Origin of the sequence: Parahalioglobus pacificus (assembly GCF_014652275.1) — a bacterium.
Classification (GTDB): Bacteria; Pseudomonadota; Gammaproteobacteria; order Pseudomonadales; family Halieaceae; genus Parahalioglobus; species Parahalioglobus pacificus.
Map to the genome: position 1 here is coordinate 1,644,173 of NZ_BMYM01000001.1, position 14,119 is coordinate 1,658,291.

The 14,119-nt window shown below is 59.0% G+C and carries 11 protein-coding genes; 3 read left to right on the plus strand and 8 right to left on the minus strand.

The window, feature by feature from the left end; all coding sequences use genetic code 11:
* Positions 1 to 19: 19 nt before the first annotated feature.
* From kdsA to IE089_RS07515, 7 genes are all read right to left on the minus strand, one after another.
* Positions 20 to 871 (minus strand): 3-deoxy-8-phosphooctulonate synthase, encoded by an 852-nt coding sequence (gene kdsA / locus IE089_RS07485; protein WP_189476799.1) that lies wholly within the window; start codon positions 869 to 871, stop codon positions 20 to 22.
* Between the two features lie 19 nt (positions 872 to 890).
* A complete protein-coding gene (gene pyrG, locus IE089_RS07490) occupies positions 891 to 2,519 on the minus strand; it encodes a CTP synthase (protein WP_189476801.1) in 1,629 nt (542 codons plus the stop codon).
* Positions 2,520 to 2,642: 123 nt separating this feature from the next.
* A complete protein-coding gene (gene tilS, locus IE089_RS07495; RefSeq protein WP_189476802.1) occupies positions 2,643 to 3,971 on the minus strand; it encodes a tRNA lysidine(34) synthetase TilS in 1,329 nt (442 codons plus the stop codon).
* Positions 3,972 to 4,009: 38 nt separating this feature from the next.
* Positions 4,010 to 4,957 (minus strand): acetyl-CoA carboxylase carboxyl transferase subunit alpha, encoded by a 948-nt coding sequence (gene accA, locus IE089_RS07500; RefSeq protein WP_189476804.1) that lies wholly within the window; start codon positions 4,955 to 4,957, stop codon positions 4,010 to 4,012.
* A gap of 69 nt (positions 4,958 to 5,026) precedes the next feature.
* On the minus strand, positions 5,027 to 6,331 hold the full coding sequence (locus IE089_RS07505; protein ID WP_189476806.1) for a sodium ion-translocating decarboxylase subunit beta: 1,305 nt from the start codon (positions 6,329 to 6,331) through the stop codon (positions 5,027 to 5,029).
* Between the two features lie 3 nt (positions 6,332 to 6,334).
* On the minus strand, positions 6,335 to 8,143 hold the full coding sequence (gene oadA / locus IE089_RS07510) for a sodium-extruding oxaloacetate decarboxylase subunit alpha (protein WP_189476808.1): 1,809 nt from the start codon (positions 8,141 to 8,143) through the stop codon (positions 6,335 to 6,337).
* 11 nt (positions 8,144 to 8,154) lie between these two features.
* Positions 8,155 to 8,391, minus strand: a complete 237-nt coding sequence (locus IE089_RS07515) for an OadG family protein (RefSeq protein WP_189476811.1) — start codon at positions 8,389 to 8,391, stop codon at positions 8,155 to 8,157.
* Between the two features lie 172 nt (positions 8,392 to 8,563).
* Between IE089_RS07515 and IE089_RS07520 the strand changes: the two genes are divergently transcribed.
* Positions 8,564 to 9,517: a tRNA dihydrouridine synthase gene (locus IE089_RS07520; protein ID WP_229802635.1), complete on the plus strand. Its 954-nt coding sequence runs from the start codon at positions 8,564 to 8,566 to the stop codon at positions 9,515 to 9,517.
* 4 nt (positions 9,518 to 9,521) lie between these two features.
* Here IE089_RS07520 and IE089_RS07525 read toward each other — a convergent pair whose 3' ends face one another.
* Complete coding sequence (locus IE089_RS07525) at positions 9,522 to 11,084, minus strand: acetolactate synthase large subunit (RefSeq protein ID WP_189476815.1); 1,563 nt, start codon at positions 11,082 to 11,084, stop codon at positions 9,522 to 9,524.
* Positions 11,085 to 11,313: 229 nt separating this feature from the next.
* Here IE089_RS07525 and IE089_RS07530 point away from each other — a divergent pair, with 229 nt between their 5' ends.
* Positions 11,314 to 12,870: a peptide MFS transporter gene (locus IE089_RS07530; RefSeq protein WP_189476817.1), complete on the plus strand. Its 1,557-nt coding sequence runs from the start codon at positions 11,314 to 11,316 to the stop codon at positions 12,868 to 12,870.
* Positions 12,871 to 12,889: 19 nt separating this feature from the next.
* On the plus strand, positions 12,890 to 14,107 hold the full coding sequence (locus IE089_RS07535; protein ID WP_189476819.1) for a saccharopine dehydrogenase family protein: 1,218 nt from the start codon (positions 12,890 to 12,892) through the stop codon (positions 14,105 to 14,107).
* Positions 14,108 to 14,119: the final 12 nt, after the last annotated feature.

The window sequence follows — 14,119 nt, forward strand, 5'->3', positions numbered from 1 at the left end:
AGTTCGTCTCCGAAAAAAGTTAAGAGATGTCTAGCGAAGGCAACGACTTGGTGAGGTCGTCTATCGCCTTAATTTGGGTGAGGAACGCCTCCAACTGCGCCAGCGGCAGTGCACTGGGGCCATCGCAAAGGGCTTTGTCGGGATCAGGGTGCGCTTCCAGAAAAAGCCCGGCCAAGCCTGTGGCCATGCCCGCTCGCGCCAACTCTGCTACCTGATGCCGTCGCCCGCCAGAAGCCGTGCCACCCGGGTCGCGGCATTGCAGGGCGTGCGTCACATCAAACACCAGGGGCGCATTGTTGCAGGTTGCTTTCATCACGCCAAAGCCCAGCATATCTACAACGAGGTTGTCGTAACCGAAATTACTTCCACGCTCGCACAACAGCACATCGTGCTTGTCACACTCGGCAAACTTTTCAACCACATTGGCCATCTGGGAGGGACTGAGGAACTGCGGCTTCTTCACATTCACAATGGCGTCGGTGGCTGCCATGGCCTCAACAAGATCAGTCTGGCGCGCCAAAAATGCCGGCAACTGAATCACTTCGCACACTTCGGCAGCTGGCGCCGCCTGCTCCGGGGCGTGTACATCTGTCAGTATGGGCACATCGAAGGCTTCTCGCACCGCGCTAAGAATACTCAAGCCCTCTTCCAGCCCCGGCCCACGAAACGAGTGGATCGAGGAGCGGTTGGCTTTGTCGTAAGAGGCCTTGAAAACGTAGGGGATGCCCAACCTGGCACAAACCTCTACATAGTGTTCTGCCACCCGCAGCGCAAATTCCCGACTCTCCAATACGTTCACTCCGCCAAACAGGACGAAGGGAGCACGGTTATCGATGGTGATATCACGGAGTTGTACCGATGCCGTAGCCATGTTACTCACCTGTGTAGACTCAGCCGCGCGCGTGCTCTAGCGCCGCACGAATGTAGCTACTGAACAACGGGTGTCCGCCGCGGGGGCGAGACGTAAACTCGGGGTGGAACTGGCAGGCAACAAACCAAGGGTGATCGGCCAACTCCACCATCTCAACCAGCGACTTATCGTCTGACCAGCCCGCGATCTTCATACCCGCATCGCGAAGTTGGTCCAGGTAGTTATTGTTCACCTCGTAGCGATGGCGGTGACGCTCTGTGATGGTATCTGCGCCATAAATCTCGCGTACTTTGCTATCACTCTCAAGATGGCAAGGCTGCGCGCCCAAGCGCATGGTGCCGCCCATATCCGAACTTTCGTCACGCTGCTCGGTGGAACCGTCGGCGTTCTGCCATTCGGTAATCAGTGCAACAATCGGATGCGGTGTCCCTGCGTTCATCTCGGTAGAGTTTGCATCTGCCAGACCGCAAACATTGCGCGCATACTCAATCAACGCCACGTGCATACCTAGGCAAATACCCAGGTAGGGTATGCGATTTTCGCGGGCATAACGCACCGCCGTAATCTTGCCTTCCACGCCGCGATCACCAAAGCCACCCGGCACAAGAATCGCATCAACCTGTTCCAGACAGGCAGTGCCATCGCGCTCGATGTCTTCGGCATCAATGTAGTCAATCTGAACATCAGCCAGTGTTTGCAGGCCGGCATGTTTCAGCGCCTCATTGAGCGATTTGTAGGCATCCAGCAGGTCCATGTACTTACCCACCATGGCCACGCGCACCGTGGAGCGAGGTTCGCTGAACTCGCGCTGCAGCACATCGTCCCATTCCGACAGATCCGCGGCAGGACAATCTAGGTTAAAGCGTTCGACCACGAAGTCATCCAGGCCCATGCCATGCAGTGCGCCGGGGATTCGGTAGATGCTGTCTGCGTCCAGCAGAGGAATCACTGCGCGCTCTTCCACGTTGGTGAACAGGGAAATCTTCTTGCGTGCACTCTCTTCAATATCGACTGAGCAGCGACACAGCAAAATGTCTGGCTGTAGGCCAATTGACCGTAGCTCTTTCACCGAGTGCTGGGTGGGCTTGGTTTTGATCTCGCCGGCAGTGGCAATATACGGCACCAATGTTAGGTGCATCAGCAGCGCTCGACTGGCGCCCAGCTCCACCTTCAGCTGACGCGCAGCTTCAAGAAATGGCAGGCCTTCGATGTCGCCAACGGTGCCACCAATCTCAACGACTGCGACATCCGCATCCCCCGCTCCTAGCTGAATTCGGCGCTTGATCTCATCGGTGACGTGCGGAATCACTTGCACCGTGCCGCCCAGGTAATCGCCGCGGCGCTCTTTGCGCAGCACTTCGTTATACACGCGGCCCGTTGTGAAGTTGTTAGAGCGCAGCATAGTCGTGCGAGTGAAGCGCTCATAGTGGCCCAGATCCAAGTCGGTCTCGGCGCCGTCCTCGGTTACAAACACCTCGCCGTGCTGGAAGGGGCTCATCGTGCCGGGGTCGACGTTAATGTAAGGATCGAGTTTGAGCAGTGTGACCTTGAGCCCCCGCGCCTCCAGCACAGCTGCCAGCGATGCTGCTGCTATACCCTTGCCCAACGAGGAAACAACCCCACCTGTGACGAATACAAATCGCGTCATGAAAAGCCTTTAATCACACTGTTCAGTCGGAAACGCAGGATTGATAGAGCTAAGACCGGGGTCGGCCCGGCGCCCTTGCATTCCCACAAAAGATGGGACGCCAGATTACCAGAAAGGCCCCTGTCACTCAACGAAGTCGGCACCCTCAACTGCGCGCCAGCGCAATCGCCATAGCCCGACCGCTGCGTCGCCCTCGTCGCAACCTCGCGCAGGATGTTCGCACAGTGCGAAGCCGCCAATATCGATCAATACGCCGCCGAGGTACACCAATGGGACAGCATCGCGGTGCCAGGGCGGAATCGCTTCCTGCTGCAAATACTTTTTGAGCACCGTACGATGCTCCCTACCCGCCAGCTGGCAGCGTTCCCCACCGGTGCGCACGTGCACTTCTACGCGCTGCTCTGGTGCGAGTCGGTAACCGTCTCCTGTGACAGGCTCAAGGGACAGGTGGCCGTTACCAAAGGCCACCTGCTCACCCGGCGCCAGCGTAACAGCGCGCTCAGATGGACTGCTGCCCGAGACCAGAAAGACATCACCTCTATAGCCACGTAATCCCCAAGTGCCGCTTATGGCCTCCGGTGCCGCTGAACCGGTGTGCAACTGGCGCAGGAACTCGGTCAGCATTCTGTGTTCGGGGGCCATAACGCCCTGATCTTGCAGCCATGCCCTGAGATTATGCACAGCCCGCACGGGGTCATCCGCCGGCAAGTCTCGCGCGGCGAGCCCTGGGTCACCGGTGCGCGATCGTAGTGTTAAAGGGGACGGCGCCAACTGCGTCAGCAGTGCCTGCGCATCGGCCAGATTTGCCGCGGCGCGCGATATCGTTTGGCGATAGCCGGGCCAGCGCTGGGCCACTGCGGGGATGACCTGTGCGCGCAGATAGTTCCTGTCAAATTGACTGTCGGCATTGGAGGGATCATCCACCCAATCGAGCTTCTGCTCGGCGGCGTAGTTCGCCAGCACCGAGCGCGGCAAACCGAGAAATGGCCGATACAGCTGCCCGGCTCCCAGTGGGCGACGCTCCGGCATACCCCCCAGCCCAGACAGCCCAGCGCCTCGCAGCAAACGGAGTAGCAGTGTCTCTACCTGATCATCCTGATGGTGCGCCATAAAGAGCACATCGCCATCGCCCAGACTGTCTTCGAAAACCGCGTAACGAGCACGTCGCGCGGCAGCTTCTATCCCCTCTCCTGCCCCATCCACGCTAACCACACTGTGCTGCAGCGGCACACCCAGTGATGCGCAAACCCGGTCACAGTGCGCCTGCCATGCGTCGGCTTCCGGGTGCAATTGATGGTTCACATGAATGGCTGAGACGGGTGGCAACCCGCTGCTTTGGGACACTAATGAAGCCAGGGAATGCAGCAGTACAATGGAGTCCATGCCGCCGCTCAGGGCAACAAGCCACCGCGGTGCTGCAGGATCAGCATTAAGGTGCTGCGTGAGGTTCATTGCGCCCGCCTAATAGGCCAGCTGGCAGCTGGGCTTGATCAGTTCCCGTAGGACATCAGCCGCTGGTAACGCCGTTCCAGCATGTCGTCCAGTGAGACCTGATCCAGAGCAGATAGCTGCTCCGAAATATGTTCCTTGATGCGCTGTGCCATCATGTCGATGTCGCGATGCGCACCGCCCAGCGGTTCCGGGATAGTGGCGTCCACAATTCCGAGATCCTCCAGTACTGTGGAGGTGACCCCCATGGCCTCAGCGGCATCGGGCGCGTGGTCGGAGCTCTTCCAAATGATGTTGGCGCAACCCTCGGGTGAAATCACGAAGTAGGTTGCGTACTGCAGCATGGCCAGGTGATCACCGACCCCTATGCCAAGCGCGCCGCCGGAGCTTCCCTCTCCGATCACGATACAGATGATAGGGGTGGCCAGACGCGACATCACGGCCAGGTTTTGCGCAATGGATTCACTGATACCGCGCTCTTCCGAGTCAATACCGGGATAAGCCCCGGGCGTATCGATCAACGTCACTACCGGCATCTTGTAACGCTCAGCCATCTCCATCAGGCGCAGCGCTTTGCGGTAGCCCTCGGGTTTGGGCATACCAAAATTCCGATAGACCTTGTCCTTAACCGCGCGTCCTTTCTCCTGACCGATGACCATCACAGGCCTGTCATCGAGGCGTGCTATGCCACCGACAATGGCCTTGTCGTCGCCAAAATGCCGGTCGCCGTGCAGCTCATCGAACTCGGTGAAAATGCGCGGAATATAATCCAGAGAGTATGGGCGCTTGGGGTGGCGAGCGACTTTTACGATATCCCAGGCACTGAGGTTGGCGTAGATCTTCTCGGTCAGCCGCGTGCTCTTCTTACGCAGGTTCTCGATCTCGGCGCTGATATCCATCTCAGCGTCGGAGCCCACCAGCTGCAACTCCTCGATTTTGACTTCCAGCTCTGCAATGGGCTGCTCGAAGTCGAGGTAATTGGGGTTCATGCGGTTACCGTGTACGTCGCCTTATTGTGGCCGGCAGTGTACAAAATTACCGGTCAAGGCACCACGGCATCAGCCGCCGACTAGAGAAATCATAACGCCCGCCGCCACTGCCGAACCGATAACACCGGCCACGTTTGGCCCCATCGCATGCATCAACAGGAAATTGTGCGGGTTAGCCTCGAGGCCCAGTTTATTGCTGACCCGTGCTGCCATGGGCACAGCGGATACACCGGCAGACCCAATCAAGGGATTCAGCGGTGTGCCGCCCATCCGATTCATGGCTTTGGCCATGAGAATGCCGGAGGCTGTGCCAATCCCAAACGCCACGATACCCAGCGCGAGGATACCCAGAGTATTGATGTCCAGGAATTTATCGGCCACCAGTTTTGAGCCCACGGAAAGGCCCAGGAATATCGTCGTGATGTTGATCAGCGCGTTCTGTGCCGTGTCGGTGAGCCTGTCGACCACACCACACTCTTTCATCAGGTTGCCGAAACAGAACATGCCCAGCAGTGGGGCCGCATCCGGCAGCAATAGCGCCACCAATACCAACAACACCAGCGGGAATACGATCTTTTCCCGTTGGCTGACGTGGCGCAGCTGTACCATTTCGATCTTGCGCTCCGCCTCGGTGGTCAGGGCACGCATGATGGGTGGCTGAATCATGGGCACCAAGGCCATGTAGGAGTACGCGGCAACCGCAATCGGGCCTAGCAGATCGGGCGCCAGCACGCTGGACACATAAATCGCCGTTGGGCCATCGGCGCCGCCGATAATGCCGATGGCAGCCGCGTCAGCGAGACTGAAATCCATGATTCCAAATGCACTGAGGCTTACCGCACCCAGCACCGTGGCGAAGATGCCGAACTGCGCGGCCGCACCCAAAAACAGGGTGCGCGGGTTAGCGAGCAGCGGGCCAAAGTCCGTCATGGCGCCAACGCCCATAAAAATGAGCAGCGGCGCTACACCTGTAGCGATCGCCACAGAGTAGAAGCTGTACAGCATGCCGTTGCCAAAACCCGCATCAGCCGCCATTGCAGCCGCTGCCGAGCGTACTTGCGCTGGCGCACTCTCGGCGGCCTCCATCAGCGCTTTGACCGGCGCGTCAGGGTCCAGACCCAATACCGCTGACAACTGCATCAGCAGCTGGGCGTCGCCTTGCAGGATGGCATTTTCTACCGCCGAGTAGGCCAGACCCGCCCCGGGGATATTGGCCAGAATGCCACCAAACCCAATGGGTACTAGCAGCAGTGGCTCAAAGCCCTTGCGCACCGCCAGAAACAGCAGGCCAAAGCCCACCGCAATCATAGCGGCGGCCCCGGGCGTCATCTGTGAAAGCCCGGAAGAGCTCCACAATTGCAGCAGGTTTTCCACTTATCAGCCCAGTGTAATGATGGTATCGCCCACGGCGACAGCGTCGCCCACCTTTACTGCCACCTCGCCGACAGTGCCGGCCTGAGGCGCACGCACTTCGGTCTCCATCTTCATGGCTTCGAGGATGACAATGACATCACCCGACTGCACTGCATCGCCCGGTGATACGTTCACTTTAAAGATGTTGCCTGCCAGCGGTGCCGGGACTGGTGCACTGTTTGCGGGGGCTGCGGCAGGCGATCCTGTGGCAGGCACTCCTGCGGCAGCGGGGGCACTGACGGGTGCCAGCTGCGACACATCACCCCCGTCGGTTACCTCAACCACGTAGCTCTGGCCATTGACAGCCACTGTGTAAACGCCGCTTGCGCCTTCGGCGGTTGTAACAGGCGCTGAAGAGGCTTCCGTTTCGCCGCCAGGAGCGGGCTCGAAGGCATCGGGATTGCCACGGTTTTCCAGAAACTTGAGTCCGATCTGCGGAAACAGCGCATAGGTCAGCACGTCGTCCACCTCGCCCTCCCCGGATGCCAGTGTTACGCCTTTCTCTTTGGCCAGCCCACGCAACTCCTCGGTGATGGTTTCCAACTCCGGCTCGATAAGATCTGCGGGACGGCAGGTGATGGCCGCCTCGCCTTCCAGCACACGCGTCTGAAGTGCGCTGTCCACGGGCGCCGGCGTCGCGCCATATTCACCCTTGAGCACGCCCGCAGTCTCGCGGGAAATAGACTTGTAGCGCTCTCCGGTCACCACATTCAGCACCGACTGTGTGCCCACAATCTGTGAGGTCGGTGTCACCAGCGGGATGTACCCCAGATCCTTACGCACGCGCGGAATCTCTTCCAACACTTCGTCCAACCGGTCGGTCATGCCCTGCTCTCGCAACTGGTTTTCCATATTGGTCAGCATCCCGCCGGGCACCTGCGCCACCAGAATACGGCTGTCGACACCGCGCAGACTGCCCTCAAACTTGGCGTACTTTTTGCGCACCGCACGGAAGTAATTTGCCACGCCCTGGAGCTTGTTCAGGTCCAGGCCGGTGTCGCGCTCCGTGCCCTCAAGAATCGCCACCACGGATTCTGTGGGGGAGTGGCCGTAGGTCATGGCCATCGAGGAAATCGAGGTATCTACATTATCGATACCTGCTTCTACACACTTCAGAATCGTTGCTGTAGACAGACCCGTGGTGGCATGGCACTGCATATGAATGGGAATATCGCAGGCCTTCTTCAGGCGCGTTACCAACTCGTACCCCTCGTAGGGGCGCAGCAAACCCGCCATATCCTTGATGGCAATTGAGTCCGCGCCCATGTCTTCTAACTGCTTACCCATTGAGACCCAGTTGTCCATGTTGTGGACCGGACTGATGGTGTAGGACAGGGTGCCCTGCGCGTGCTTGCCCACATTGCTTACGGCGCGCAGAGCCACCTCGAGGTTGCGCATGTCGTTCATTGCGTCAAACACGCGGAACACGTCTACCCCATTAACGGCGGCACGCTCAACGAAGCGCTGCACAACGTCATCTGCGTAATGGCGGTAGCCGAGTATGTTCTGCCCACGAAACAGCATTTGCTGACGCGTATTGGGCATGGCCTTTTTCAGTTCGCGGATGCGTTCCCAGGGATCTTCACCCAGGTAGCGAATACAGGCGTCAAACGTAGCGCCACCCCAAGTCTCTACCGACCAAAAACCGATCTCATCCATGGCGGCTGCGATGGGCAGCATATCGTCGAGGCGCACACGTGTGGCCAGCAGGGACTGGTTACCGTCACGCAAAACAACATCGGTAATACCCAGTGTGGAGGAGCCAGTTTCCATACAAGAATCCTTTACTTGGTGCGGCTGCGGTGTTGGTGGATTGCAGCGCTAATCACGGCAATGAGTTCGGTGTCTGCAATTGGGGTAGGCGCCGGGTTGGCCGGTTCAGGCTCGGGGTCTGGCAGCAGGCGCTGGACAGTACGTGACATTACCCCTGTGGCGAAAACCAGTAATGCCAGGAAAATGACCACAGTGCCCATACCGAACACCATCAGCTCAAGACCCTGCTGAATTATCTCCGTCCGCACGACTCGTCCACGCTACAAAACCCGATATGTTAAACAGGATAGACCACGCTGACTACGCCACCGCACTAACCCCAGGGGGTAGGACCGGCGCCTGGCGGGAGATAAGCGCGTATAATCCCGCCCCACCGAACACTACACCTATTTTGCAACTATGCGCCTGATGCTTGCCCCCATGGAGGGGGTCGTCGATCACACAATGCGGGAACTGCTCAGCGATCTGGGTGGTCTGGACCGCTGCGTCACCGAATTCTTGCGCGTCAGTGAACGGCTGTTGCCTGCCCGGGTGTTTCACCGCATCTGCCCTGAGCTCAGCCAAGGCGGCTGCACACCCAGCGGCACCCCCGTGTACTTGCAATTGTTGGGTGGGGACGCCAGCGTTGTTGCAGAGAATGCCGCTCGCGGCGCGGAACTAGGCGCGCCCGGCATCGATCTGAATTTTGGCTGCCCGGCAAAAACCGTTAACCGGTCGGACGGGGGTTCAATTCTGCTACGAGAGCCTCATCGGGTCTCCGCTATTGTGGCAGCCACCCGACAAGCCGTACCGTCCAACATTCCAGTGACGGTCAAAATTCGCCTAGGCTATGAAGACCAGAGCCAGTTCCTGGACGTCGTCGATGGCATTGTGGCGGCAGGCGCCTCCGAGTTAGTGATACATGCCCGCACCAAGGTGCACGGCTACAGGCCACCGGCGTACTGGGAAGAGATTGCAAAGGCCAGGGAGCGCGTCCCTTTTCCGGTCATCGCCAACGGCGAGATCTGGTCGATAGCCGATGCGCGCCGCTGTCGGGAAATCAGCGGCTGTAAGGATTTGATGATGGGCCGGGGCGCCCTGTGTCGCCCTGACCTCCCCCGCCTTGTGAAGGCCGATAGCGCTAGCGAGACTGTTAAGCCGCTGGCCTGGCCAGCGGTGCTGCCATTAGTGCGCCGCTTCTTCGACATCACCACCGATAATTACGACCCTCGCTACGCAGGCAACCCTCTAAAACAGTGGTTGGTGTACCTGAAAACCTACTATCCGCAAGCGGCCGTGCTGTTTGAACAGATCAAGCGCCTGCGAGAACCGGATCAGCTATACACCGCCCTTGAAAATGCCGAGCTAGCACTATCAAGCGAGCGCGCGGCATAAGCCTCTAGCTAAGCAAGGTGGGCACCCGGCAATCGATTAGCCGAGGGCCGCGCTCAGCCGTAGCCGCTGCAAACTGCGCGGCAAAAGCGTCGAGATCTTCCGCGATGGACGCCTGCACGCCCATGCCCTGTGCCATAGCCGCAAAATCCATCGCCGGTGCGCTAATGTCGAGCATGCTGGCAGCTTTTGGCCCAGGCACTCCGCCTCGGGCGCCGGTGCGCGCGAACTCCAGTTCAAGGATGCTGTATTTGCGGTTATTGAACAGTACCACGCAGACATCCAGGTTCTCTCTGGCCATCGTCCACAGTGATTGAATGGTGTACATGGCACTGCCATCACCCTCGAGGCAGATCACTTTGCGTTCAGGACAAGCCAGCGCGGCACCTACTGCCGCCGGCAGTCCCCAGCCGATAGAGCCACCGGTGAGATTCAGCCAATCATGGGCAGGCGCTGTCGCCGTCAGCGGAAAGCAACCGAAACTGGAGGTCGCACCCTCGTCCACCACGATCGAACGCTCTGGCAAATAGTGGGATATGACGGCCGCCGCCGTCATCGCATCCAGCTCGCCTTCGGGTAACGCAGCTCGTTCCAGTTCATACAAGCTTGCGTCTGTCGCGTGTGCATCCATCGCGTCAGCCAGCGCAGCGACCGCTGTAGCAAGGTCATCCCCGGGCATACCCAACTGTCGATGCGCTGCGGCTTCAGGGGCAATTTCTCCTGGGACGCCAGGGTAGGCAAAAAAGGAGACAGGCGCTGCGCACCCCACCGTTAACAAAGCATCAATATCCTTCAGGGCGTCTATCGCCATCTCGGCCAGATACGGTAAACGCTCCATCACGGCACTGCCGGCACCCCGCTCAACGCGGGCGGGGAAGGTATCCACAAACAAACGAGCGCCGCAGGTATTGGCAATGCGACTCAGCAGCTCACTCAACCCCCTATCCACGAAAGCACCGCCTACCAGAATTGCAGGGTTCTGGGCGCCAGACAGTAAGTCAGCCGCCTCGGCGATAGCTGCGGCGGGCACCTGCGAAGGTACCGGTGGCTCAGTTTTGTCTCGCGCACCGTGTGGGTTATCGCTCCAGGAGACATCCGCTGGCAGTACCAGGGTGGCCGTTCTGCCCCCCGCCGTGGCCTGCACAGCTTCCAGTGCGTCATCGGCGATCCTCGCAGCATCTTCAGAGCTCCGGTACCAGTGAGACACCGGGCCTGCTATCCCTTCGATATCCGCCGTCAGTGGCGCATCAAGCTTGAGATGATAGCTTGCATGATCGCCCACAATGTTGATCAGTGGCACCTGCGCCCTGCGCGCGTTATGCAGGTTAGCCACGGCATTGCCTAAACCGGGGCCGAGGTGGAGTAATGTCGCCGCCGGTTTACCGCTCATCCGGGCATAGCCATCAGCTGCACCGCTGAGCACACCCTCGAATAAGCACAGCACACAGCGCATGCCGTCGACTTCGTCCAGCGCAGCCACAAAATGCATTTCAGAGGTTCCGGGGTTGGTAAAGCAGATCTCAACCCCGTTGTTCACCAGCGTTGTCAGCAGACTCTCAGCACCGTTCATTTCTTATCTCCACATTGCGCAATCTGGCGTGCATTCACCACTTGGATGCCGACCAGGGACACAGGCAGTCGCCAATAGCATTCGTCGCAGTCCTTGCTATGATTGGCCACCATTGGGCGGGTATACGGGGCTGCCGAGCTGAGGGATTTATACCCCGGCGCGTTTCACCTCCAGACCGGCGCTCACTGCCAGCGCGCAGCTTCACAATAATTTAACAGAGAACAACTTAATGACCACAACCACCGCCGGGGCGATCGATCCCGCGAACGACACGGGCTTCTTTGGCCACCCTCGCGGACTCTACGTCTGTTTTGCCACAGAACTTTGGGAACGCTTTTCATTCTATGGAATGAAGTACCTTCTGCTTCTGTACCTCACCAAGTACCACCTGTTCACCGACGCCAACGGCCTTGAGGTTCTTGGCGGTTATGCAGCTATGGTGTACGCCATGCCGGTGATCGGCGGCCTTCTTGCCGACCGTTATCTGGGCATGAGAAAGGCCGTTGTCTTTGGGGGCATCCTGCTGGTGCTTGGCCACCTGGGCATGGCCTTCGAAGGCGAACAAGCACGCATGGTGGGTGATGACGTCGTCCGTGATGACCGCGCATTGCAGGTGTTCTATTTCTCACTGGCCCTGATCGTCATGGGTGTAGGATTCCTCAAGCCCAACATTTCCACGATCGTGGGCCAGCTGTACGGCAAGGATGACCCCCGCCGTGACTCTGGTTTCACGATCTTCTACATGGGCATTAACCTAGGCTCATTCACCGCCACATTGCTCTGCGGCTACCTCGGTGAAACTTACGGTTGGGGCTACGGTTTCGGTGCAGCCGGTATCGGCATGCTGATTGGCCTGATCACCTTCCTGCGTGGCCAGAAGCATCTGCATGGTCACGCTGATCCCAAGGACGAGGCCAAACTGAAAGCCAAGTCGCCCATCGGCCTGTCCAATGAACTGACCATCTATTTGGGTGGGATTCTGGGCGTTGTCGTTGCCTGGCAAATGCTGCAATTCCACGGCGCTGTGGGCTTTGCCCTCAACAGCCTGGCAGTCGCAGTGCTAGCGGGCCTCACCTGGTTCATCGCGGTGAAATGTGACCCCATAGAGCGCAGCCGCATGATCGTGCTGATTATCCTGACCATGTCTACCGTAGTTTTCTGGGCCCTGTTCGAACAGAGCGCTGCATCAATGACGCTCTACGCTGACCGGGTGATGGACCGAAACCTGCTGGGCATCGACTTCACGGCGGCGCAGTTCGGCTCGCTCAATGCCATGTTCATCTTCATGTTTGCCCCGCTGTTTGCATGGCTGTGGACGACCTTGGGCCGGCATGGGCTTGAGCCCAACACACCGGTGAAGTTTGCCTTGGGTATCGCCCAGGCTGGACTGGGATTCGGCGCGCTGGTGATTGGCGCATCCAATCCCGACCAGGCCGGGCTGGTTTCCGGCTGGTGGATGGTGCTGGCGTATCTGCTGCACACCATGGGCGAGCTTTGCCTTTCGCCAGTAGGTCTGTCCGCCGTGACCAAGCTGGCCGTGCCCAGTGTGGTGGGCGTGATGATGGGTTCATGGTTCCTGGCCACGGCCTACTCCGAATTTGTGGCCGTACAACTGGCCAAGCTGGCCGCCGTGGATACGGTGGGCGGTGAGGTCGCAGACGTCAGCGTCGCACTGGCCAGCTACACCGAGTTGTTCACTAGCCTGCTGTGGGTGGGGCTTGGGGTTGCCGCCGCGCTGCTGGTGATTTCGCCGCTGCTGAAGCGCATGATGCACGGCGTTCACTGATTCACGGGGGTTACTGACGATGGCCAAACGCGACTACGACCTCATCCTGCTCGGAGCCACCGGTTTCACCGGTCAATTAGTGGCTGAATACCTCGCCAGGCAATACGGCGTGGGTGGCGACCTTCGATGGGCGATTGCCGGTCGGAATGCCCAAAAACTGGAGCAAGTGCGGGCGCAAATCCTCGCTGATAACGATGAGTCGCTGGACATTGTGGTGGCCGACAGCAATGACCGCGAAAGCCTCAACACAATGGCAGCGCGAGCAACGGCGATCTGCACCACCGTTGGTCCCTATGCATTGTATGGCACACCGCTAGTGGAAGCGTGCATCGAGGCCGGGACTCACTACTGTGATCTGACTGGCGAAGTGCAATGGATTCAGCGCAATATTGCTGATTTCCAGACGCGCGCGGAGAAAGCCGGTGCGCGCATCGTGCACACCTGCGGTTTCGACTCCATTCCGTCCGACCTGGGCACACTCTTCGTTCAAAATGCAATGTTTGACGCAACAGGGGCTCCCGGTGATCGGGTGTGTGCGCGTGTCGGCAAAAACAGCGGCGCAGTCAGTGGCGGCACGGTCGCCAGCATGCTGAATGTGATGGAAGAAGCCAGTCGAGATCCGGGGCTGCGCAAAGCCATTGGTGACCCATACGCACTGTACCCGACTGAGACCCCTCGCGGACATGACAAGCCAGACCAGACTGGCGTTAAGTACGATGCTGACTTCCACCAATGGACCTGCCCGTTCGTGATGGCAGCGATCAATGCTCGCGTTGTGCGCCGCAGCAATGCTCTGCTGGGTCTACCCTGGGGTGAAGATTTCCGCTACTCCGAGTCTTTGTTATGCAAGTCACGTGGAGCCGCGCTGCGCACTACAGCCGTCATGGGAGCTGGCATGGGCGCTATGGCGTTTACGCCTACGCGTGCGCTGCTGTCACGCTTCCTGCCCGATCCCGGCGAGGGGCCTGACAAGGCAACGCGCGAGAAAGGCTTTTTCGAAATGTTTTTCCACGCCGAGAATGCCGATGGGCATCGCCAGGTGAAAGTCACTGGCGATATGGACCCGGGCTACGGATCAACCTCAAAGATGCTGGGTGAGGCGGCTGTGTGCCTTGCGCTGGATTCATTGGACAGCCCTGGGGGAATTACGACTCCAGCTGCTGCGATGGGTACAGTCCTGATAGACCGGTTAACGAAAAATGCCGGGCTCACTTTCGAGATTGTCAGCGGCGCGTGAATTATACCCTCG